This window comes from Verruconatronum alginivorum, from assembly GCF_056590205.1.
In genome coordinates this window covers 5,159,000-5,182,774 of sequence record NZ_JBWPVQ010000001.1, presented here as the reverse complement: position 1 = coordinate 5,182,774, position 23,775 = coordinate 5,159,000, and the positions used below count along the sequence as shown (strand labels likewise).

Annotated in this window: 20 protein-coding genes; 6 read left to right on the top strand and 14 right to left on the bottom strand. The window is 59.9% G+C overall.

The genetic code is table 11. The features are described from left to right. Positions 1-116: 116 nt before the first annotated feature. From ACWUI2_RS18995 to tdh, 6 genes are all read right to left on the bottom strand, one after another. Positions 117-1,688, bottom strand: coding sequence for a hypothetical protein (locus ACWUI2_RS18995; protein WP_486984420.1), 1,572 nt, complete (start codon positions 1,686-1,688; stop codon positions 117-119). A gap of 45 nt (positions 1,689-1,733) precedes the next feature. Further along, positions 1,734-2,426, bottom strand: coding sequence for a prepilin-type N-terminal cleavage/methylation domain-containing protein (locus ACWUI2_RS18990; RefSeq protein WP_486984419.1), 693 nt, complete (start codon positions 2,424-2,426; stop codon positions 1,734-1,736). 311 nt (positions 2,427-2,737) lie between these two features. Beyond that, positions 2,738-3,673 (bottom strand): uracil-DNA glycosylase, encoded by a 936-nt coding sequence (locus ACWUI2_RS18985; RefSeq protein ID WP_486984418.1) that lies wholly within the window; start codon positions 3,671-3,673, stop codon positions 2,738-2,740. Further along, positions 3,670-4,281: a riboflavin synthase gene (locus tag ACWUI2_RS18980; protein WP_486984417.1), complete on the bottom strand. Its 612-nt coding sequence runs from the start codon at positions 4,279-4,281 to the stop codon at positions 3,670-3,672. Before ACWUI2_RS18980 ends, ACWUI2_RS18985 begins: the two co-directional genes overlap by 4 nt. Positions 4,282-4,390: 109 nt before the next feature. After that, positions 4,391-5,578, bottom strand: a complete 1,188-nt coding sequence (locus tag ACWUI2_RS18975; protein ID WP_486984416.1) for a glycine C-acetyltransferase — start codon at positions 5,576-5,578, stop codon at positions 4,391-4,393. Between the two features lie 7 nt (positions 5,579-5,585). Further along, positions 5,586-6,620: an L-threonine 3-dehydrogenase gene (gene tdh, locus ACWUI2_RS18970; protein WP_486984415.1), complete on the bottom strand. Its 1,035-nt coding sequence runs from the start codon at positions 6,618-6,620 to the stop codon at positions 5,586-5,588. 145 nt (positions 6,621-6,765) lie between these two features. Here tdh and ACWUI2_RS18965 point away from each other — a divergent pair, with 145 nt between their 5' ends. Genes ACWUI2_RS18965 through ACWUI2_RS18950 form a run of 4 tightly spaced genes read left to right on the top strand, consistent with a single transcriptional unit; the run spans position 6,766 to position 10,018 of the window. Next, positions 6,766-7,560 (top strand): ABC transporter ATP-binding protein, encoded by a 795-nt coding sequence (locus ACWUI2_RS18965; protein WP_486984414.1) that lies wholly within the window; start codon positions 6,766-6,768, stop codon positions 7,558-7,560. Then, positions 7,557-8,357 carry an ABC transporter permease gene (locus ACWUI2_RS18960; RefSeq protein ID WP_486984413.1) on the top strand — a complete coding sequence of 267 codons (801 nt, stop codon included), beginning with the start codon at positions 7,557-7,559 and terminating at the stop codon, positions 8,355-8,357. Before ACWUI2_RS18965 ends, ACWUI2_RS18960 begins: the two co-directional genes overlap by 4 nt. Before the next feature lie 8 nt (positions 8,358-8,365). Further along, a complete protein-coding gene (locus tag ACWUI2_RS18955) occupies positions 8,366-9,139 on the top strand; it encodes a hypothetical protein (RefSeq protein WP_486984412.1) in 774 nt (257 codons plus the stop codon). Next, complete coding sequence (locus ACWUI2_RS18950) at positions 9,140-10,018, top strand: tetratricopeptide repeat protein (RefSeq protein ID WP_486984411.1); 879 nt, start codon at positions 9,140-9,142, stop codon at positions 10,016-10,018. 43 nt (positions 10,019-10,061) lie between these two features. Here ACWUI2_RS18950 and ACWUI2_RS18945 read toward each other — a convergent pair whose 3' ends face one another. The 8 genes from ACWUI2_RS18945 to thiH all read right to left on the bottom strand — a co-directional run bounded on the left by ACWUI2_RS18945 (position 10,062) and on the right by thiH (position 21,352). Continuing rightward, positions 10,062-10,730 carry a hypothetical protein gene (locus ACWUI2_RS18945; protein WP_486984410.1) on the bottom strand — a complete coding sequence of 223 codons (669 nt, stop codon included), beginning with the start codon at positions 10,728-10,730 and terminating at the stop codon, positions 10,062-10,064. Positions 10,731-10,828: 98 nt separating this feature from the next. Then, the gene (locus ACWUI2_RS18940; RefSeq protein ID WP_486984409.1) at positions 10,829-14,860 is read right to left on the bottom strand and encodes an efflux RND transporter permease subunit; all 4,032 of its coding nucleotides are present in this window, start codon (positions 14,858-14,860) and stop codon (positions 10,829-10,831) included. Continuing rightward, positions 14,853-16,736: an efflux RND transporter periplasmic adaptor subunit gene (locus tag ACWUI2_RS18935; RefSeq protein WP_486984408.1), complete on the bottom strand. Its 1,884-nt coding sequence runs from the start codon at positions 16,734-16,736 to the stop codon at positions 14,853-14,855. Before ACWUI2_RS18935 ends, ACWUI2_RS18940 begins: the two co-directional genes overlap by 8 nt. Further along, on the bottom strand, positions 16,711-18,024 hold the full coding sequence (locus ACWUI2_RS18930) for a TolC family protein (protein WP_486984407.1): 1,314 nt from the start codon (positions 18,022-18,024) through the stop codon (positions 16,711-16,713). The genes ACWUI2_RS18935 and ACWUI2_RS18930 overlap by 26 nt, the downstream gene beginning before the upstream one ends. Positions 18,025-18,135: 111 nt before the next feature. Beyond that, on the bottom strand, positions 18,136-19,494 hold the full coding sequence (locus ACWUI2_RS18925; protein ID WP_486984406.1) for an MBL fold metallo-hydrolase: 1,359 nt from the start codon (positions 19,492-19,494) through the stop codon (positions 18,136-18,138). After that, positions 19,491-19,877, bottom strand: a complete 387-nt coding sequence (locus ACWUI2_RS18920) for an ApaG domain-containing protein (protein WP_486984405.1) — start codon at positions 19,875-19,877, stop codon at positions 19,491-19,493. Before ACWUI2_RS18920 ends, ACWUI2_RS18925 begins: the two co-directional genes overlap by 4 nt. A gap of 26 nt (positions 19,878-19,903) precedes the next feature. Beyond that, complete coding sequence (gene thiS / locus ACWUI2_RS18915; RefSeq protein ID WP_486984404.1) at positions 19,904-20,122, bottom strand: sulfur carrier protein ThiS; 219 nt, start codon at positions 20,120-20,122, stop codon at positions 19,904-19,906. Between the two features lie 84 nt (positions 20,123-20,206). Next, on the bottom strand, positions 20,207-21,352 hold the full coding sequence (gene thiH, locus ACWUI2_RS18910; RefSeq protein WP_486984403.1) for a 2-iminoacetate synthase ThiH: 1,146 nt from the start codon (positions 21,350-21,352) through the stop codon (positions 20,207-20,209). A 213-nt stretch (positions 21,353-21,565) separates the two neighbouring features. Between thiH and ACWUI2_RS18905 the strand changes: the two genes are divergently transcribed. Beyond that, a complete protein-coding gene (locus ACWUI2_RS18905) occupies positions 21,566-23,077 on the top strand; it encodes a glycoside hydrolase family 10-like protein (protein WP_486984402.1) in 1,512 nt (503 codons plus the stop codon). Positions 23,078-23,085: 8 nt separating this feature from the next. Beyond that, on the top strand, positions 23,086-23,775 hold the full coding sequence (locus ACWUI2_RS18900) for a hypothetical protein (RefSeq protein ID WP_486984401.1): 690 nt from the start codon (positions 23,086-23,088) through the stop codon (positions 23,773-23,775).

The window sequence follows — 23,775 nt, the reverse complement described above, 5'->3', positions numbered from 1 at the left end:
GGTCACACTCAGCGAAAGCCCCGCACCGGTTGATCCAATACGGGGCCGACAATTACCAAATAAAGATGGTCGCGATTGATCATCCCCAGGTCCCGGAGACGACTCAAGTCGCCCGGTTACTCCGGACGTGCCCGGTAGAAACGGCGGTCGTGATTCAGGGAGTCTGAATCCACGAATTCGTAAATTCCATCGCCGTCTGTGTATTGCGTTTGCACGTCCGTCCAATTGACCAGATCGAAGGAAGCGTCGATCACGATCGGTTGCAATGGCTCACCGAGAACGTTCATCCGGAAATATCCCTGAGCCGTCCGCGGCAGAATTTCCACCCGCAACGGGGCGACTTCATCGAGCACGCTGCCGGTCACCACTAAACCGCTAAAGCGCGTTTCCCGGCTCCGAAAGCCAATCGCAGCCCTCACCCCAACCGATCCTGTTGCGTAAGTGTCATCCCACGCCGTCGCATGCCCGATACGTACGCCGTCGGCCCGGAAAAGTTCCGCCGTCAAGTTTGGCCCTTCACCAGTGAAGCGCAACCGGTACCAAGCGTTGGCGACTAGACTTTCGTCGAGATTGACAACCGCCAATGGCGGCGTATCGCCGTCGGCCCGCACGAAGTCCCGCAAAATCTGCAGGGAGCCCGATCCACCGCTCTGTCCTCGATGCTGCGCGACATATCCTTGTCCATTCGATCCCAAGTCCGGCACGTTTCCTTGCCAGCGAATGATCACGCCTTGCATGTCCTGAGTATCGTGCTGATGTGTATGCCGGAAATATACCTCGGCGGTATAGTCGCTCCAGTTTTCGGAACCAGCCCCCATATATCCGATCGTCCGTCGCCATCCCGAATCCGAATCGGTGGTGGATTGATCGCGGCGCATCCGGAAGGCGTTTTCATGGATGCCCATCACATCCACCGAAGGGATCGCGTCCCACAACTCCGGTATCTCTCCGTTCATTCCGACAAAGCTTGATGCCAAGAGCAGATTTTCCGGGATAGTCCTGGGCCCACTTACAATGAAATCGCGAAACCGGGTTTGACGCTCATAAAAAGTATGATTGGCACGCAAGCCCGGAGCTCCCCGCGTATAGGTGGAATCCACCGTGGAGACGATCCCAAGCGAAGCCCCGTTACTATCGAAGAGTTCCGCCTCGAGGTTCGGTCCTTCCAGAACAAATGTTAACCGGTAATATTCTCCTTCTTGCAGCGATTGCGACAAATTTGCGGAGGCGAGAGGAACATCCACATTGGAGATATGAAAATTCCGCGAAATGTGCAATTGATCACCCAAACGATAGGCGAAGTATCCCGCCCCTTGGGCAACCGACACAGGAGGCAATTGCCATCGTGCTACGATCCCTTGGGTTTGGTTCAGAACATCGCCTTGACGACTGTCCTTGAACCAAACTTCGACGGCATAATCCTCCCAGAGGTGCGCCTCTTCGTCGACATACAACACGGTCCGGCGGGCGCCCGCCTCGGCCTCCGAGAACTCCGGGCCGCGCCGGATAATCAATTCTCCATTATCGAGATGGATTCCACCCGCAGCAGGAAAAAGAGGATGCCACTTTTCCGGCAATGTCCCATCAGGGCCGGAAAAATCGGCATCGTAGGTGAAGGTTTCCGCTTGGGAAAAGGCGGCGCCGAAAAAGAACAGGGCCGCTGAAAGAAGGATTTTTTTTCGCATCATGTCACTTGGGTTTCAATTGTGGTTCATAGATCGGATGTCAAAGGCTCACCGCGAATTTCCCAGCCAGAAGCCATGGTATTCATCCCGATTGGATCGGCGGACGATGTCGGCTTCTTCCCGCGAAAGGGTGCCCACGTGGCCGTCGAAGTAAACGACGTTGGCCTTCTCCCCGTGCGGAAAACTGGTGTCAAGAATATGCCCGGCCCCTGAGGAGTGGTAAACAAACGAGGTATACCAATTCAGCCCATTGCCCAATAGGCGGAAATTACCGTCCATGAAATGCATCATGAGGCTGGGTTCGCGAATCGCGTCCCAGGAAGGAAGGGGTATCGTACTGCCAGGTCGCGTCCCCGCCCGGTAGTTCATTGCATAGGTGTTGGTGACCACGCTCCAGGAAGGAGCCATATTCTGAAGGGTCGGACAAGTGGCGATGGTGCTAACTCCGTCCGTATGCTGAAGGCTCCCCTCGAAAATATACTCCCTGAAACCCTCAGGCGACCGGTTATACCACGTTTCCCAATGCGGAAATTGCTGCCCATGATCCTGGGAATACAAATAGGCGGCCCGGTTCATTTCGCGCAGATTCGACCGGCAAACGGCCGCGCGACCGCCTTCCCGGACTTTTCCCACGACCGGAATCAAAATGGCCGCGAGAATGCCGATGATGGCGATCACAGTCAGCAACTCGATCAGGGTAAAGGCCTTGCGAGCCGGAGTATCGATTGAGTGGGTTTTCATAAGTGCAAAGAGGTGGATTCGGTGAAATTCGGATTACGAGAGCCGTGCTTCAAACAAGAAATTCCCAAAAACAGGGTGACTTCCGTCGGTGCTTAATCGTTTTAACATTGATTATGAAAAGGAATTTGCCTCCGTTTTTGGCCTTCGTCAATTCTTTTTTCCCAACAATGCTCCGAATTTCCTCCCATACCGTGGCGCATCTCCCCAAAACGACCCCCTGAGACCCCGTCATCCCCCTTCAGTTCCACCCAATGACATTCTCAGGTGCTATAACGATGAATAACCTCGTGGCCGGGGGGGCGCTTCTCCCCCTATTTCCGGAAATAATTCCGTTGCTTCTCAGTGATTTCCAATCCGACCCGTTCCATGACTTCGAGGAGATCTTCCCAGACGGTCCGTTTGACCGCCATCGAAGCGCTTCGGACCAAATAAGCCGGGTGATAGGTAATGATCGTCGGGGTGCCGCGAAAATCCCGCCATTGACCACGAACGTCTTTCAACTTCCTCTTCGGATCAGCCCCGAAAAGGCCGTTCACCACGGTATTTCCCAAAGCGACCAACACTTTCGGTCGCACAATTTCGATTTGCGCCAACAAATAAGGCAGACAAAATTCCATTTCGTCCGGACGCGGCTGCCGACTCCCGATTCCACTGGGCGGTTCGGGACGCCAATTCATCACATTGGTGATGTAGACCTGCTCGCGCTTCAACCCCATCGCTCCGACCATCTTCGTCAGCGTCTCACCCGGCGCCCCGACAAACGGTTCCCCGGCCGCCTCTTCTTCCGTCCCGGGAGCTTCCCCAATGAAAAAAATGTCGGCGTCAAGGTTTCCGACCCCGAAGACCACTTTGCCCCCCGCCGGCACTTGTTCGTTGCAGGTCGGACACTCCAACACCTGTTTGCGCAACGCTTCCCAGCGGCTCTGCTTGTCGCCGGCGGGCAACACCACCGCCGGGGGAGCGGGCAACTTGGGTCCGGCCGGCGTCCGGCTCACTTTGACTTTCGCCACCGGTCCGGAATCCGGATTGAAATCGGGCAATCGGCCCGCCCCGGCCGGCTCGAATCGGGAAAGGATTTCCGCCGATCGCACGTCCTGATCCTCCCGGCCACCCGTCGTCGCCGGCGCCAAGGCCCCCACCCGCTCCCGCAACCGCCCCAACGCGTCGTCCGACACGGCGACGACCGCGACTCCCTCCTCTTTCAACCGACGGAGCTCCTCCAAAAGGATATTCAACCGCCGTTTCATGACCGGACAGGCGGCACCGATCCGGCGGCCAACAGGGATTCCACGTATTTTCCCAACATGTCGAACTCAAGATTCACCGCATCCCCGGGCTGCAAATCCCCGAGGTTGGTCACGTCTAAAGTGTGGGGGATCAACCAAACCGCAAAGCCGTCGTCGAAGACCTCCGTCACCGTCAATGAGACCCCGTCGATCGCGATGCTTCCTTTGTAAATCAAATACCGGCCACTGGCGGCCGGAGTTCGCACCCGGAGGTAATAGTCGCTTCCCCGCGCTTCGAACACCACCACCTCGCCGACTCCGTCGATGTGACCGGTCACAAAATGGCCGCCGACCTTCCCGTTGAAGCGAAGGCTGCTCTCCAGATTCACCCGATCGCCCGGGCGCAGGGAGGAAAAGGAGGTCACCCGGACGGTTTCGCCCAAGAGGTCGAACGAGACCCGGCTTTCGCCGAAATCGGTGGCTGTCAGACAACATCCGTTGACCGCAATGCTGTCTCCCTCAGCAACATCCTTCAACACCTCCCGGGCCTCCACCGTGAGACGCCAACTCCGGTCGCCTTCCTTGAAGTCGACCACCTTCCCTTTTTCCTGAACAATTCCGGTAAACATATCGGCGACCAATAACCGGCAGTCTGGGACGCCCCGCCGGTCGAGGCAAACCCGCAATGCCAAAAAATCGCCCCGCTTCTCCCGCCCCCCGCGTCGACGGTCGATCCCGCTAACCCAATTCGGTCCGGACTTCGCCAAACGCAGCGACCGCCCGCTCCAAATCCTCCCGCCGGTGGGCGGCCGACAGCTGGACCCGGATCCTCGCCCGATCCTTGGGTACCACCGGAAAGCTGAAACCGACCACATAAATGCCGCGCTTCAGCATCGCGTCGGCGAACCGCGCCGCCAGCCCCGCGTCCCCGATCATCACGGGCACGATCGGGTGCTCCCCGGGCAAAATATCAAACCCGCCTTCACTCATCGCCCCCCGGAACCACCGGGCGTTCGCATGCAACCTCTCCCGCAACTCGGGGGATTTCCCCACCAAATCGAGCGCCGTCAACGAGACCGCCGCGATTATCGGGGCCAATGTATTCGAAAACAAATACGGGCGCGATCGCTGCCGCAACAGATCAATGACGGCCTTCCGTCCGCTGGTATAACCTCCACTGGCACCCCCGAGCGCCTTTCCAAGCGTCCCGGTGACCAGGTCCACTCGATCCATGACACCCCGGTATTCCGGAGTTCCGCGTCCTCCTTCGCCCAGAACACCAACCGCATGGGAATCATCGACCACCACCAACGCGTCGTACTTTTCCGCCAAATCGCAGATCCCCGCCAGATCGGCGATGAATCCGTCCATCGAAAAAACTCCATCGGTCACGATCATCCGCAACCGGGCATCCGAGGCTTCCTTCAATTTCGCCTCCAAATCCACCAAATCGCTGTTCCGATAGCGGAATCGCCGCGCCTTGCACAAACGCACTCCGTCGATGATGCTGGCATGGTTCAATTCGTCCGACAACACCGCATCCTCCGGCCCGAGCAGAACCTCGAAGAGACCTCCATTGGCATCGAAACAGGAGCCGTAGAGGATCGTCTCTTCGGTTTGGAGGAACCGGCTTAACCGCTCTTCCAACCGTCGGTGGGGCGTCTGGGTGCCACAGATGAACCGCACCGACGCCATCCCGTAACCCCACTCGTCGATCGCCTTCCGGGCCGCTTCAATCAGCGCCGGATGGTCGGCCAACCCCAGATAATTGTTGGCGCAGAAATTGAGCACCTCCTCGCCCGACCGCAGCCGGATCCGTCCCGATTGCGGGGAATCGATCACCCGTTCCCGCTTCTCCAATCCGGCCGATCGAACCGCTTCCATTTCCCGTTCCAGAACGGTCTTCCACGTAGTTGAAAAGCTCATACTCCCCTCATCGAAAAACGGTCCAATCCAGAATCACTTTGCCGCAATCCCCTTCTTCCATCACTGCGAACCCCCGCTCGAATTCGTCGGCTCCGAAATGATGGGTGATCACCGGACCAATCTCCAGCCCGCTTTGCAACATGGTCGTCATCTTATACCAGGTCTCATACATCTCCCGTCCGTAGATACCTTTGATGGTGAGCATGTTAAAAATCACTTTTTCCCAATCGATCTCCATCGGTTTCGACGGAATCCCGAGCAGGGCGATTTTCCCGCCGTGACACATTTCCCCGATCATTTCCCGAAATGCCGCCGGACTTCCGGACATCTCCAAGCCGACATCGAAACCTTCCTGCATCCCAAGCTGTTTTTGCACATCGTGCAAAGGTCCCTGCTGCGGATTCCAAGCCATGTCGACCCCGAGGGTCCGGGCCAATCCAAGCCGGTGTTCGTTTAAATCGGTGATCACCACATAACGGGCTCCGGCGTGCCGCACGACCGCCGCCGCCATCAAACCGATCGGCCCGGCACCGGTGATCAAGACGTCCTCCCCCAGCACATCGAACGAGAGCGCGGTGTGGACCGCGTTTCCCAACGGATCGAACACCGACGCCACATCCAGATCGATCCCCGGACGGTGATGCCAGACGTTCGACATCGGCAAGGTCAAATATTCGGCGAACGCTCCCGGCCGGGTGACACCGATTCCTTCGGTATGGGCGCAAAGGTGCCGGCGTCCGGCCAGACAGTTCCGACAACGTCCGCAAACGACATGCCCTTCCCCGCTGACGATTTCGCCCGGGAAAAAATCGCTTACGTTCGAACCGACCTCGACGACTTCTCCGACGAATTCATGTCCCACCACCATCGGAACGGGAATTGTCCGCCGGGCCCAATCGTCCCACGTGTAAATATGGAGATCCGTCCCGCAAATTCCGGTTCGATCGACCCGAATCAAGACGTCGTTGATCCCGCACTCCGGTTCCGGAACATCCACCAACCACAATCCCCGTTCTCCCTTCGATTTCGCCAGCGCCTTCATGATCGTCCCGATTATGACAAATTTTTCACACAACGGAAACGCTGTTTTTACCCTCGGCCCCAACCTCCGGCCAAGCCGTCGAAAATCGCCTCGAAACCCCCGTTTTTGCTTGGCGAAGCCGATGGGAGATATACAACCTCCATCCATGAAGAAAAATGCCGCGGACTCCGCCCCTCCGATGATCGAGGTCAAAGACCTGGTGGTGGAGTATGCCCTCTCCCGGAAGGAACGTTTCACGGCGGTCAACAATCTCTCGTTCGTCGTCCGCCGGGGTGAATGCCTCGGATTCATCGGGCCGAATGGAGCCGGAAAATCCTCGACCATCAAGACGCTGATGGGCTTCCAGTTTCCTACCGCAGGCCACGTTTCCGTCCTCGGACATCCGGCCGGATCAGTCGACAGTCGTCGCCGGGTCGGATATCTCCCCGAAGTCGCCCTCTATTATCCTTTTTTGAAAGGCCGCGAACTTCTCGAACTTTACGGGGGCCTTTCCGGCTTATCGTCCAAGACCCTGCGGGATCGCATTCCCGCCCTCCTCGACCGGGTCGGTTTGACCGGCAAAGGGGAGGCGTTGTTGCGCACCTTTTCCAAAGGGATGCAACAACGCCTCGGGATCGCGCAGGCGTTGATCGCCGAACCGGAATTATTGATTTTCGACGAACTCAACTCCGGGCTCGATCCGGTCGGTCGCTACGACTTGCGCAACATTCTCCTCGACCTGAAACGCTCCGGAGTGACCATCTTCTTCTCTTCCCACGAACTCCACGAAGTGGAAGCCTTGTGCGATCGGGTCGTGATGATCCACAACGGTCGGATCGTGGCCGAAGGCACGGTCGATTCTCTAAAAGAGCGCGCCCCGATCGCCGGGGATCTCGAAAGCTTTTTCGTCGCCCAGATCCGGGACGAAGCAAGCGCCCGACAAGCTGTATCTAAGCCATGAATACCGTAGCGCAGCCACGCGCCTGGCGATCCACTTGGCTGATCGCGAAGACGATCGGCCTGGAAGCGATCCGGAGAGGAGAGGTCTATGCAGTCTTCGCGGTAGCCATCGCGCTCATGATTCTGGCGCGGTGGATGGGAGCGGTCGACCTCCAGGGGTTGGGCAAATTCTACCGGGAAGTGGCGCTGCAGGTGATGAATACAGCCAGTTCCCTCCTGGTGATCTACCTCGCGGCACGTCAATTGCCCCGGGAATTCGAATGGCGCACGCTACACGTCCTCTTGGCCAAACCGTTGAGCCGATCCGGTTTCCTGGCCGGGAAGTTGCTCGGTGTTATCCTGGCCGGGATCTTCTGCTACGTGCTTTTCATGGTGGTGTTTCTTCTCGGCCACTGGGCGCTTGGTGTGCAACTCAATTACCTCCTCTTCGCCCAGGCCGTTTACCTCCAGTTCCTCAGCCTGGCGATTCTGGCCAGTCTGTCGCTCTGTCTTTCGATGGTGCTTTCATTGCCGGCCACCGTCGCCGTTGCCGCCCTGCTTTTCCTCCTGTCACAAGTTTTCCTCAACCTGATGAGCTTCCTTTACGACCATGTCGGGACGCTCCAGCAGTTTTTCCTGTTGGTCCTGCATTACGCGATTCCTCAGCTGACGCTGCTCGACCTGTCAGCAAAAGTCGTCCATGAGGTCTGGCCGCCTTTACCCTTCCTGCCCATGGCGATTCTGACCGTCTACTCCGGCTTCTACATCGCCCTCTTTTTCGGGATCACCTACCTGCTGTTCAGGAGAAGCGCCGTATGAACCCGAGCATGACAACCACCGACTCGATCCGGCGTCTGCTGTGCCTCGGCCGCCTGGTCGCGTTGGATTTCATTCGCAGCAAAGGTTTGATGCTCGCCGGAATCTTCGTCGGAATCCTGGTCCTGTTCTCCGTGGTCGGCCGGTTCTTCGGCGGAGAGGACGTAGAGGGAGCGCGTTTCGTCCTCAGCTTCAACCTCCAAGCGAGCTATTGGGCGGCGCTTCTCGTGACTTGGACAATCGGGGTGCGCCAGATCGCGCCCGAGATCGAAAACCGAACCTTGCATCTGATCCTCGCCCGCCCGATCGAACGGGCCACCACCTTGATCGTGCGAACCTTGGCGACGGCGGCCTTCGGGGTGGCCGCCATGATCATTTTCGCCGGGATCGTCTTCGTCGCCGCACCCTCCGTCCCTGAACTCTCCTACGCACTCGGTCTCCAAATGCTTTTCATGCGAGCGTGTTCGATTCTCATCCTCGCCATTCTCGCCGTGGTGCTCACCCTTGTGTTCCCGGCGATGGGAGCGGCATTAATCGCCTTCGGCGGAATTTTCCTCGGAGGTCTCCTTTTGCAGAATCTCGGCGAAGCCCTCCCGTGGTTTGCGATGCTTCCGGTGGTTCTGCTCGTGCCCGATTTCGGCCTTTTCGACGCGGTCGAGTTCTTCGTCGGAGGAGAACCCCCTCTCGCCATCCCCGCCCTCATCGGAATCTGTCTCTACACCGGCCTGTTTTCCGTCACCTGGCTGGGGGGAGGCATTTGGCTTTTTCAACGAAAGGTCCTGTAAATGCCCACCACCATCAAGACCCTCTTCGCCTGTTTGCTTGTCGCCTTGGCCGCCGCCGCCCTTTACGGTGTCCGCGAAACCGTGCGCCGGGAATTGCCCGTCAGAGGCCTGACCTACCAGGAGACCCTCGAGGCGCGATCCAACAACGCCTTCGCCGGAATCCTCGGAGAGATTCGCGCCACGACAGCGGATTTCCTTTATACCAAGAGCTCCACCTACCACTTCAACGGGATCGTCCACACCCGGCCCGCCCGCGGGACCGAAACGACCGAGGATGGAACTCCGGTCATCCGTTCCAGGGAAACGGATTTCCGGGGCCTCATCGGTTACCTCGAACGTCAGGTCAAACCGTACACGCCTCCGGGCACGCGCCCGCCCCCGGCCTCCGAAGTCGAACTCCTCCCGTGGTATCGACTGATGACCGTCGTCGACCCATCCAACCTCAACAGTTTCATCACCGGCGCCTATTTCCTCGGAACGGTCGAGGAATACGACCGGGCGTTGGAAATGGTCGCCGAAGGAATCGAGAAAAACCCGGGACATCCTCTCCTTTTCCATCTCTATTTGAGCCGTGCCTCCATTTATTCGCGGATGCGGGAATTCGAAGCGGGCCTCGAAGCGGTCGAGTCGGGCCTCGCGTGGGCCAAACAGATTCGACCCGACGACGGCGCCATCGGAACCCGCATCAGTGGCCGGTGGATCTGGTCCGAGCTCGCCGAAGAGGACTTCTTTTTCCTCCTCCGTTACCGCGCGCTTTTCCTGCTGGAACTCGACCGTCGCGACGAAGCTCTGCACGCCGCCCTTGACGCCTATCGGATCAACCCCGAAGACGTTCCCACCAGCCGCATTTTGGAGCGGTTGATTACCGGCAACCGTTGAAAAAACGCTGACGGCGGCTCCCGTTACGCGGGGATCGTATTCGTTACCGCATGACGAATATCAACCAGAAAAGGCTCATGGTGATGAAGCTCGCGCCGGCAACAAGACTCACCACGGAGATCGGGTTGTTGAGCAACACATGCAGTGCCAGGACCGGCAGCGTCCCGTCCGCTTCCAGGAATCCCATCCAGGCGATCAACACGGTGATCGCGTAACAAAGAACGAAGAGGAGGGCGTTGTAGAGACAAACCCCGGAAACAAACTCCAGGACCCGCGAACGAGGACGATATTTTCGAGGACGGTGCCGAATCCGGTCACGGACAAGTTCCTGCCCCGCGCAAACCGCGTTGAAATCGAGCATTTCCTGGACCGAGGCAAAACTCAGGTCCTGTCGACGAATCCGCTCTCTCCGCGAAGGACCTTGGTTGGTTGCCTGCGGAACAGGTCCTTTTCGCGACCGCTTCAGAAGCGCCGGCGGCGGATCCGGTGGCAGGATATGCTGCAGGGTCGCGGCTTGTTGTTCATCGGTGAGGAAGAGGCCACATTGCGGATGACGGGCGAGCGACGACCACGCCCTTTCCCGCGTCGACCGGATACAGGTCCGGGCAAGTAAATCCGACTCCTTCGGCAGAAGATCCCTGATTTCATGAAAGTCGAACGGGCCTGTTTCCGTTCCATCCGGGAGCTGAAGCATCCAATTGCGAAATTTCATGGAGGAGAGCACTTTCCGTATCTTCTCTATCCTCCGTATGCGTGCCCTGTCGTGGCAATCCAAAACTCACCCACGGATCCGAAACCGGTGTGCCCCCCTTACCCGCTCCGCAGGATCCGCCGTTCCTCCTTCCAGGCGTATAGGACGGGCACCGCGATCAGGGTGAGCAAAACGAAGAACATGCCGCCGACGCTCGGGATCGCCATCGGGATCATGATGTCGGCCCCCCGGCCGGTGGCCGTCAGAACCGGCAGCAGCGCCAGAATCGTTGTGGCGGTCGTCATCAGACAGGGTCGCAGACGCCGGAGGCCCGCTTCGAGCGCCGCCGCCCGGATTTCCTCCCGGGTCGCGATCGGCCGTTCCGAGAAGACTTGCCGGAGATAGGTCGCCACCACGACCCCGTTGTCGACGGCGATCCCGAACAACGCCAAGAATCCGACCCAGACCGCGATGCTCAGATTGATCGGTCCCAATTGGAACAACTCCCGCATGTTCACCCCAAACAGTGAGAAATTCCCGAACCAGGATTGTCCATACAACCAGATCATGATGAATCCCCCGGCCCACGCCACCGCGATTCCACTGAACACCATCAACGTCGTGCTGACCGCCTTGAATTGGAAATAGAGGATCAGAAAAATGATCGCCAGCGCCACCGGCAGAACAACCCGGAGAGTCGCCGCCGCCCGGAGCTGATTTTCGTAGGTCCCGGCAAACCGCCAGCTGACTCCCGGAGGTACCGAAAGTTCGCCCGTATCCAGTTTGTGGTTCAAATACGCCTGGGCCGCCTCGACCACGTCGACTTCCGCGATCCCGGGCGCCCCGCCGAAGGTGACGTAAGCGACCAGAAACGTATCTTCACTTTGGATCATCTGCGGCCCGCGGATGTAACGGATTTTGGCCACGTCTCCAAGCGGAACTTGCGCCCCGTTCATCGATGGAACCAAAACGTTCTCGATTTCATCGATCCCTTCGCGCAACTCCCGGGGATACCGCACCCGCACCGGATAACGCTCGCGGCCCTCGACCGTCGTCGTCAGAGTCTCCCCCCCGATGGCGACCATGATCACCTCCTGGACGTCTTCGATGTTCAGGCCGAAGCGTCCTATCGCCTCCCGGTCGATGTGGATTTCCAAATACGGTTTTCCCACCACCCGATCGGCGTTCACCGTCGACGAATTGATCTGCGGGACTTCGCGAAGGATTCCTTCCAACGCGACCGCCATCCGGTCGAGAGTCTCCAGGTCGGGCGCGCGGACTTTCAATCCCATCGGTGCCCGCATGCCGGTTTGCAACATCACCAGACGGGTTTCAATCGGTTGAAGGCGCGGCGCCGAGGTGGTTCCGGGCAATTCCGCCGCGCGGACGATTTCATCCCAAATGTCGGCGGGACTCCGGATGTGGTCGCGCCATTGCCGGTAGGGACGCCCCCGCCGGTCGGGGACCAGTTCGCCGTTTTCGTCACGGACGAACTCCCCGGCCTCCCGGTCGTAACGAAAATGGATCCGTCTTCCGGCGTCGTCGTTTTTGTATTCACTTTTATAATTGATCACCGTCTCGATCATCGAGATCGGCGCCGGATCGAGCGCCGTTTCCGCCCGGCCGATTTTCCCGGCCACCGTCTCCACTTCCTGGACCGAGGCGATCGCCATGTCCTGGTAACGCAAGACTTCCAACGCTTCGCCCATCGAGGCGTGCGGCATGGTGGTCGGCATCCACAAGAACGACCCTTCGTCCAACGACGGCATGAACTCCCGGCCGAGTCCCGGGAATTCATGATGCATCCAGACCCACGAATCACTCATCCGGATATTATCTCCGTCCAACCCGACCCGCTCCGCCGTGGCCGGAATGAAACCGAAAACCCGCTCGAAACCGAGCCAAACTGTCGCCCCCCAGACCGTCACCAAGAGCGGAACGGCCAGGAAAACCGCCTTGAACCGGAGACTCCAGACCAACACCGACCGATAAACCATCGCGAACAATCCGAAGACCCCCAGCAATCCCCCGATCAGGATCGCGACAAAAAGGAAGTTACGCACCCCTCCCCGTTCCGGTCCGAGCGGCTCCCAATAGATGGTCAACACCCACGCGACCAACCCGACCGCCACCAGACTTCCAAGTACGCGGCCGGCCCGGTCAAGCCGCCCGAGCGTCCGCCGCACCTTTTCCTCCGACCCCGGCCGGAGCGCCGCCGACCATCGCGGCAGATCGCCCGCCGCCAGATGATAGACCGCCACCACCAGCAGAACCGCACCCGCGACGATCACCGCCGGCCAGCCTTGGAGAATCCCCAAAACGCCTACCAATACACCGGCCGTTCCCAGCCCGAACCAGAGGGCCCGTCGCCCACCACGCGAATCGATCCGCCCCGCGATGAACCAGTGGGCGGCGGCAGGCACGATCACCAACGCCACGAAAATCGCCCCGACCAGCACGAAGGTTTTAGTGAAGGCCAAGGGAACGAACATCTTCCCTTCGGCCCCGGTCATGGTGAAGACCGGCAGGAAACTGATGATGGTGGTGCTGATCGCGGTCAAGATCGCCGACCCGACTTCCCGGGTCGCCCGGAACACGACTTCGATCCGCGGTTCCTCCGGCCTCGCCTCTCGGAGATGTTTCAACAGGTTCTCCACCACGATCACCCCCATGTCGACGATCGTTCCAATGGCGATCGCGATCCCGGCAAGCGCGACCACGTTGGCGTCGACTCCCGCGACTTTCATCGCGACAAAGGCAAACAACACCGCCAACGGCAGCATCGCACTGATCACCAACGCGGTCCGGAGATGCAGCACCATGACCAGCACCACGATCACCGTCACCAACACTTGCTGGAACAGGGCGTCGTTGAGCGTCCCCAACGTTTCATGGATCAAACCGCTCCGGTCGTAGAAAGCTTCGATGGACAACCGGCTGAGGGTGATCCACTCCGGCCACTCCGCCCGGGGATTGCTCCTCAACCAGGCCTGCCAGGCTTCCTGATTCAACTCCGCCCCCGAATCCGCCAGCGCCGCGAATCCCGCCGCCTCCGCGAATCGCTTCGCTTCGGCCAACGAAACCCGCTCCCAATCGATCAACGCCTTCGTCGGCAATCCGGGGGAGATCTCCGCGATCTGGGCTTTCACGTTGTTGATCGCCGCCAACGGATTGTAACCTTCCCGCACCACCACCACGCCGCCGACCGCTTCCGCGCCGGAGATGGTCAAGGCCCCGCGCCGTTCCGCCGGACCAAGCGTCACTGTCGCCACATCCCGGATACGGATCGGAATGTTCCCCGGCCCCGGACGAACCACCGCGCTTTCGAGGTCGTCGACGGTTTTGACGAACCCGACTCCGCGCACGATGTATTCGACGCTGTTGATCTCGGTGGTCCGCGCCCCGATGTCGAGGTTGCTCATCCGGATCGCGTCGGTGACCTGGCTCAACGTGACGTCGTGCGCCCGCAGCGCCGCCGGGTCGACGTCGATCTGGTATTCTTTAACAAAGCCTCCGATCGACGCGACTTCGCTGATCCCTTCCGCCGCGAGCAGGCCGTTGCGGACATACCAATCCTGGATACTCCGCAACTCGTGCAAATCCCAACCGCCCACCGGTCGTCCGTCGGGATCCCGCCCTTCGAGAGTGTACCAATAAACCTGACCCAACCCGGTCGCGTCCGGCCCGAGCGCGGGACTGGTCCCGGCCGGCATCGTCCCGGCGGGGAGCGAATTCAGTCGTTCGATGATCCGGGCCCGCGACCAGTAAAATTCGATATCGTCGTGGAAGATCACGAACACCATCGAGAATCCGGACATCGAGATGCTCCGGACCTCGCGCACTCCGGGAACCCCCATCAACGCCACGGTCAACGGATAGGTCACTTGATCCTCAACATCGCGGGGCGACCGGCCCGGCCACTCGGTGAAGACGATTTGCTGGTTCTCGCCGAGGTCCGGAATCGCATCGACCGCCACCGGATCGCGCGGCAACCAATCGATTTCCCAATCGAACGGCGCCACCGCCAGGCCCCATAGCACCAGGGCGGCGGTCAGGAGCGCGACGACCAGTTTTTGCTCAAGGAAGAACCGGAGCATCCCGTCCAACGGACCGGACCGCCCCGCGGTGGTTGGAAGGGGTTGCTCACTCATGTCCGGCGGTGTCGTTCCACGAAATGATCTCTCCGCAACGGAGCATCATCGCCCCGTAATACGGATTGTAAACATTCGTTTCGGTTTGCAGCCAGGTTCCGATCTGGTCGCCGAATACCATCGGACAATACGCCCGCTGCAACTCCGGCATCGCCCCGCCGCCGAAATTGACGTAGATCCGTTCCGTCACCCGGGTCAATTCCTGGAGATGCTCCCGCCATCCGGCCAGGTCGGTCTCCGCCTCCATTGCTTCCAGGACGGCATCGAGCGCGGCGTAGTGCTCCATCCATGACACATGGGCTTCGCCCGAAAGCCGGTGTTCGCCGATCTCCGTCAACCGCTCCCGCATCCGTTCCACTCCGGACCGAGCGGCCGCCTTGTCATCCGCCGCAGCCCCTTCGCTGAAACGCAAATATCCCCGCACCAACTCCACGATCTCCTCGTTGAAATCGGCATCGACCTCGTCGGCGAAACCAAGCCGCTCCGGGGCCTCCCGCGGATCGCCTTCGCCGGGTGCCGTGTCGTGCTCGCCGTGATCATGCCCCGGCGCTCCCTCCCCTCGCGGGGCCATCATGCTCGGCCGCCCCCGCAACTGGAGTTCGCTGTCGATCTTGAAGTTGCCATGGGTCACCACCATTTCCCCTTCCCGCAAACCGTCGCGGACGACGTAATGCGCCCCGGCCCGCGGTCCGAGTTCGATATCCCGCAACTCAAAGGTCGGTCGATCGGTGTCGGGGATTTTCACATACACCACCGCCCGGCGCCCGGTGATCAACGCGGCGGTGGCCGGGATTACCAACGGCGGTTCGTCGGCCCAAGGCTGCATTCCGCCCGGCTCCCCGAGTCGTGATTTCACCGTCGCCCGCGCGAACATCCCGGGTTTCAGCCGTCCTTCGGGATTCTCGACCCGAACCCGCACCCGGGCGGTTCGGCCGGTTTCGTCGATGAATGGATCGACCCGCTCGATCTGACCGGAGAACGTTTCTCCCGGAAAAGCCGGGATCTCGAAGCCGGCTTCCTGTCCTTGGCGCAGCCAAATCAAGTCACGTTCATAAGCTTCCAAATCAAGGTAAACCGAATCGAACGCCGCCAGCGCGGCGATCCGGTCCCCGGCTTCAACGTAACTTCCTTCCACCGCGACCCGCTCGATGATGACTCCATCGAGGGGAGAATGGATCGTCACATGGTCCTCGACCCGACCCCGCTCTTCGATTTGACCAATCTGTTCGCCGGTCATCCCCAACAGACGGAGACGATCCCGGGCGGCTTGCACCATCGGACCATCCTCGGCGTTCCGGGCCCGGGCGGTCCGCAACGCCTGCAACAACTCCTCCTGGGCGCTGATCAACGCTGGACTGTAAACTTCCGCGATCGGATCGCCGCGCTGAATGCTCGCCCCTTCTATGTCGACCAATAACCGGTCGATTCGTCCCGGCAGCCAGGCGGTGATCGTCCGTTGCCGCGCCGGATCCGGATTCACCCGCCCGAGCAACCGGATCTCGCGTTCGACTTCCCGGCGCTCCACCGGCCAGGTCTGGACGCTCATCAACGCCGCCGCCCGCTCGCTGACCCGCAATCGGGGCAATTCCGCGTCATCCTCCGCATCGTCGTCGGCCGCCGCCGGAATCAGATCCATTCCACACAACGGACATTGCCCCGGCCCCGGTTGGCGCACCTGCGGATGCATCGAGCAAGTCCAAATCGTCTCGGACGCTGGCGGACCCGCATCGGTCACTTCCGCCGCGGCATGGTCATGGGTATGCCGATGACCATTGTCCGATCCGGCGGTCCATCGCCCGAGAAAGAAAATCAGAATAAGGAGCGCGACCACTCCAACGGTGACGGCGATTTTAGAATTGGCGGATTTCGTGGTCATGGATCGAAGGAGAGGACGAAGAGTATCCGAGGCCGCCACCGGTCAACCTGTCGAGTTCGGCCAAACTTTTGAACCGTTCGGAGATCGCCCGGAGGTGGAGGAGGTTGTGGTCGAGCAACATTCGTTGGGCATCGATCAAATCGAGGAAATCGACATTTCCCGCGCGATAACCGGCGGCGAGGGAGTCGTATGATTGGCGGGCCAGCGGTTTCAACCGGTCACCGTGCAAACGCATCTGCCGGTCGGCGTCCCGGACCCGGAAAAGGGCCATCCGGATTTCCGCCTCCAGTTCGTTTTCCATCGCCTCGCGCCGGGCGACCGCCGCATTGCGCTCCGCCCGCGCCTCCCGACGTCCGGCGGCGTAACGTTCGCGCCATATCGGTAAGGTTACTCCGACCATGACCATCACTTCGTCGCGGACCATTCCAGCGTTGTTCATGTATTCTACCCCGACCATCCAATCCGGCTGTCCTTCGCGACGGGCCAGATCGACCTCGCGTTCCGCCCGGGCGACTTCATGTTGTTCCGCCCTCAAGGCGGGGCTTCGTTCCCGCCAGAATTCCAGATCCGCCAGTTGCCGTTCGTCGATGGCAGCAAGCTCGTCCAGATCCGGCCGGGGAAGCGGTTGGGTTGGTCGGCGGCCGAGGGCGGCGTTCAAGGTGGCAGCGGCCGGTTCGCGCATCTCCGACATCGAACGCAATTCCTCGGCAATTTCCTCCACCTCCATCTCCGCCCGCAATACGTCGGCGCTGCCGACCTCGCCGGTTCGAAACCGCGCCATCGCCACCTCATGAAGATCGCGGGCCAAGGCGTCGACCTCCCGGAGAACTTCCACCGCCGCTTCAATGTAAGCATAATCCGCATACGCTTGGCCGACCCGTTCGAAGACGGCGAGCCGGGCCGCGTGAAAACGGGCTTCCGCCGCGTCCGCCTCCCGGTTGGCGATCTCCGACCGCAAGCCCCGTTTCCCGAATCCCGGAAGCATCTGCCGCAAGGAAACGGAATGACGCGTCTCCATCCGTTGGACGAAATAGCCGTAGTTGAGTTCCGGATCGGGCAAGCCGCGCGCCTGGGGTTCCCGTTCGACTGTCGCCCGCCACTCCTCGTAAGCGGCCCGCATTTCCGGACTGTTCTCCGCCGCAAAGCGCAACAGGTCATCCAACCCGCTGCGTTCGGAAAGCGAAACTTCCGCCCGCTCCCCGGTATGACCGGTGGTCGCGAAAAGGACGACCGCCCAGAAGATCACAAATGCGGTTTGACGCCGCCATGGTCGAAACAAGTCATTCACAATTACCCGGTTTAACCACGGTTTCGCCCGAAACCCTCAAGAAACTTTAGACCAGCAGTCCGCTTCAGCGAAGTTCCGGCGCGGAAACATTCGGCGGCATTCAACCGACCCCTACAGGACTTCTTCCTTGAGTGGCTCGGGATCGATGACGCGAATTTCCGGGGCAAGGCGACCCAGTTCTTCTTTGAACCAGGTGCGGGCCTCCGGATCGCCGTGGGTGAGTACAATCACCCGGGGATCCACCGCCAGTGCGAACTCCACAATCTCCGACCGGTCGGCGTGACCACTTAATTCGAACTGGTCCACGTCGGCATGGACATGGGTTTTGAAATCGAAGGCTTCAAAAATGAACGCCTCTCCGACTTCACTTTCCAACATCTTCCCGCCCGGCGTATCCGGATCGCAATAACCGACGTAACAAATCGAATTCCGGGCATGACCGAGCAAACTGGCCGCGACCCGATAGGATGGAGTGTTTTCCACCAACATCCCGCTGCTCAGGACATAGATGGCGTTCTGCTGCAAATCACGGCCCGGTTGCAAATTCCGCGGCAACGGCTGGACGTTGAGATCCTTCAAGATCTGGCGGCGGAAATCGAGCAAACCGGTCTTGCGGGAAATCTCGTCGAAATAATTGGCCAGGTCCATCCCCAGTCCCGCGCAAAAAATCGGCCGTTTGGGAATCGCTCCCTTCTCCTGCGCCTCGTGGATAATCGTCAGGACCTCCTGCATTCTCCCGAGCGCGAAAACCGGAATCAAACAAGACCCGCCCCGCTGCAGAACGGTGCTGATTTTTTCCAACAGACGTTGGACCTCGGTCGAACGATCGACCCCCTCCTCCCGTTCCTTGGCTCCCCGGGTGGTTTCGATCACCAAGGTGTCGACGCGCCGACCGGGGAATTTCGCGCCCGGCAAGATTTTCTGCGGCGTGAACAGGACGTCGCCGGTGAGGAACATCTTCTTGCCGCCGTGGATGATCTCCACGCCGCCCGCCCCCGCGACGTGCCCTGCGGGGAAGAAGGTGATTTGCAACTCCTCATCCTCCTTGTCGAAGATGCTCGTCCGCCCGTAGGTCATCGGAAAAAACTGGGTGACGATTTTGTCGATCTCCCGATGGGTGAACAACGGCAACTCCGGCAAGTCGAGTTCTTCCCGTTGCCGCTTCATCACATTGCAGGAGTTGCGCAACATCCGTTCCGCCAAGCTGAGACTCGGGACCGACATCAGAACCTGGGCCTCCGGATGCTCGCGCAAGACGATCGGCAAGCCCCCGAGATGGTCGAGGTGGCAATGCGTGAGAAGAACGAAATCGATCTCCAAATCGCGCAACTTCGAAAAGTCGGGCAGGGAATCCAAGCCGGTCTTCTTGGGATTCATCCCGGCGTCGACCAAAATATTGTAGGAGCCGATCTGGAAGAAGAGGCAGTTGGCCCCGATTCCTCCATCGGTATTCAAATCAGTTAACTTCATTGTGTGGCGGGCAGGTTCATTGTGATTCGGGGAATACGGACAAAGACGGGCTTTTGCTCGGCATCGACGCCGTGAAAACTCCCTCTGGCGACGGAATCCGCGTCCGTCAAATGAAAACTATTGTAGGAAAAACTCTCTCCGGGACGCAACCTCGGGCGCTCGCCGACGATTCCGTCTCCCTCGATCACGAGTTTTTCTCCGTTGGACTTTTCGATCAACCATTTTCGAGCGAGAAAGGTGACTTCACGGTCCGACCCGTTCTTGATGGTCAGATAATAGACGAAGGCATGTTGGGAACCCGGCGGCATGTGGGGCGCCGCCTGATACACGAGGTCGTCGAGATGCACTTCCAACCCCGGAAGTTCGTGGGACTCGATCGCCATCGTCTCGGTTCTCCGCCTCCCGGGCCTCATCCGCCGGCGACGATCCGGACGACCTCCAGCTTGTCGCCGTCGCGCAACCGGATCGCACTCCGTTCGCTCGGGCTCACCGCCTTCAGGTTATGCTCGACCACCACCAATTCCGGCGCGAAACCACGATCGACCAGAAAACGGTCGAGAGACTGCTCCGACGGTACTTCGAAACTGGCGCCATTGGCGACGACATGGATCTTATTGGATTCGGTCATAACAAAACTTCAATAAGTTGGGTAAAAACAAATGATTCGCAATTCGTTACTTCAAGAAACGACGGTTTGAAACTTTTTTCACCCTCAACGGACCAGCGCTTCGTCGAAATCCTTCCAAACCGGTTCGTAACCCCGGGAGCGGATGACCTCGGCGACCACCTCGGGCGGGCGTTCGTCGGAAATGTGAAACTGCTCCCCCTTCTGCTCGCCGGTCGGGCTCCAGCTCGTTTGGTCGTAACTGCTGTACCCGCCCGGTTCGGTGCAGGATCCGGCGGACATATTGGTCACCCCGAGCGAAATAAGACCATCCCGCAACTTCGGCGATTCCCGAGTCGACAAAACGATCGAAGCATGCGGCAACAACAGCCGGAATGCGCAAAGGGTCTGCACGAACTCCCGGTCGAGCATGAAGTGGTTCTGTTTGAAGTCGCCGGTCGCCGGCCGCATCCGGGGCAGGCTGATCGAAATTTGCGCCTTCCAACACCGCCGGGTCAAATACAGGGCGTGCGCCGCCACCGCCAACGCTTCGAACCGCCAATCGTGCAACCCGAAGAGGGCGCCGATCCCCAGGCGGCGGAATCCCGCCGCATAAGCCCGGTCGGGCGTGTCCATCCGCCAAAAGAATTTTTTCTTCGGTCCGGCGGTGTGGAGATCCTGGTAGGTCGGCTGGTGATAGGTTTCCTGATACACCACCAAACCTTCGCAACCGGCGGCGACGAACGGTTTATACGGTTCCGTTTCCAGCGGTCCGAGCTCCAGCAACAGACTCGGCGTGATAGGTAAAAGCGCCCGGATCACTTCCTCGACATAGCCGTTGGAAACAAACTTCGGATGTTCCCCGGCGACCAGCAAAATGGAGCGGAAACCATGGGAGGCGAGCAATTTGACTTCCTGAACCACTCGGGAGACCGGCAAGGTGATTCGCGGGATTTCGTTATTCCGGGAAAACCCGCAGTATTTGCAGATATTCACGCATTCGTTCGACAAATAGATCGGCGCGAACAAACGAATCGTTTTCCCGAAGTGCTTCCGGGTGAGTCCTTGCGAAAGGACACCGAGGGTTTCCAGGTGTGGCTGGGCCGCCGGCGAGATCAACGCGGCAAAGTCGGCCAACGAATGAGCCCGCCCCCGCTGAAGCACCGGAAGCAAGGTCCGGTCCGTGGTGTCGAGGGACTGTTGCCGCAGCGCCTCCAAGGGAAGAGTGCGAAATACGTCCGAAAAAGTAGTCATGAGAACGCCCAAACTTACCCGGCAACGAAACGTCCGCAACGGGAAAAATCCGAAAAGCATCGGTCGGCTCGGTCTTCCCTTCCGACTCCCTTCCTTTTTCCTTGAGTCCCCGACCCAGCCGCCAAGAATCCCCCCCGGCTTGGCGAACCCGACCGCGACGCGGCCGGCAAAAGCCATTTCCCGGGTGTCCATCGACCCGCAAGTCGGAACTTCATGCTCAAGAAAATCTTAACCTGCGCCCTCTGGGCGATGATCTGCGTGATCGCACTCTCCTGCACCCGTCCCTCGGCCGAAGCCCAAGCCGGGATCGAACCGACCCGCGAGTTTCGCGCCGTCTGGATCGCCACGGTCGCCAACATCGATTGGCCTTCCAATCGCAACCTCAGCACCCGCGAACAGAAGGCCGAATTGATCGCCATCCTGGACCGGGCGGTCGCGCTCAACCTCAACGCCGTAATTTTCCAGGTCCGCCCGATGGCCGACGCCTTGTATGCGTCGAACTACGAGCCGTGGTCGGAGTTCCTCACCGGCGAGATGGGGAAACCGCCCCGTCCTTTCTACGATCCGCTCGCCTTCGCCATCGAGGAATCTCATAAGCGCGGCCTCGAACTCCACGCCTGGATCAACCCCTACCGCGCTTCCCATCCCGATCTGCGCGGCAAGGTTTCCAGCAACCATATTTCCCGCACCCAACCGGGAATCACCCGCCAATACGGAAACTACCGTTGGCTCGACCCGACCGACGAACGGACCAAAACCCATACCCTGAACGTCATCCTCGACATCATCCGCCGCTACGATGTCGATGGCATCCATTACGACGACTACTTTTACCCCTACCCTTCCTACGCCCAGGGAGCCGACTTTCCCGACCACGCCAATTGGGCCGAATACCAGCGCCGGGGAGGCAACCTTTCCCGGGCCGATTGGCGCCGCGCCCATGTCAACGACTTCGTCCGCCGACTTTACACGACGGTCAAGAAAGAGAACCCGCGGGTCAAAGTCGGGGTCAGTCCCTTCGGCATCTGGCGCCCCGGCCACCCGGAGGGCATCGACGGCCTCGACCAATACGCCGTCCTTTACGCCGACGCCCGCCTCTGGCTCAACCAGGGGTGGATCGATTATTTCGCCCCCCAACTCTACTGGCCGATCGACCAACAACGGCAATCCTACCCGCGGCTCCTCGATTGGTGGATCGGCGAAAACCACCATAACCGCCACATCTGGCCGGGCAATTTCACCAGCAAAATCACCACCGCCGACGACTCCTGGCGACCGGAGGAGATCGTCAATCAAATCAACATCACCCGCTCCCGTCCCGGCGCCACCGGCAACATTCATTTCAGCATGATTCCGCTGCTCGAAAACCGGAGAAACATCAGCGCCATCCTCCAACGCGGGGTCTACTCCCAACCCGCTCTTGTGCCCGCTTCCCCATGGCTCGGCAATCGTCAACCGACCCGGCCCCGCGCTTCCGTCCGCGGCCTCTCCGGCGGTGACCTGCTGATCAGCTGGGAATCTCCGGCCGACGAGGATTTGCGGCTCTGGGCCATCTACACCCGCTCCGGCTCAAGCGAATGGCGGATGCGGACCGTACCCGCCCACCGGATCCACTCCGCGAACCTCCGACTTCCGGCCGAGGAAAACATCACCGATGTCGCCGTCTCCGCCGTCGATCGACTGGGCAATGAAAGCGACCGCAGTCTTCTGCGCACCCGCCCATAATCCAACTTTTGAATACGAAGACCCGACAACCTTCCCTTGATCCGTCCGGTCTCGGCGCACCGGCGCTCCTTGTCGACGCCGCTTCCCCCTCCGTCCAGACCGCCCTTTGGCACCAAGGTAAATGGATACATTGGTCACGGTCGAACGAAGAGGCAGGACGGGGACTCTTCCGCGGAGTCGAAGCCCTTCTTCAAACGGAATCCCTCGCGATCGGCGATCTGGGCGGGTTCTTCTTTTGTGAAGGGCCGGGATCGATGCTCGGGATCCGGATCGCCGCCATGGCCCTCCGCGGTTGGCAATCGCTTCTCTCCCGGCCGTTGCCCGTTTTCTCCTACCGCTCCCACGATTTGCTTGCCTTTTCCTTGCTGGCCGAACGGACCGAACCGCCGTTCCACATCATTTCCGACGCCCGGCGCGACAGCTGGAACGTAACCTCCATCGCTTCGTCCGGCGCCCCGGAACCCGTCCGCCGGATCGCGTCGCCCGAACTCGCCGAACTCCCCGGAGCTTTTTTCCGAATGGAAGAGACCATTCGCGCCCACCCTCCAGGCGCGTCCGCTCCGATCCTCCCTTACTCCCTGGAAAGTCAGGCGGAGCTATTTTTGGTTCCAGGCCTTCTTCGCTCAGTCGAAAACGCCGACCCGCTGACGCTCGAGGCGCCTGATTACAAAAAATGGAACGCCGAACGCCACCGCTGA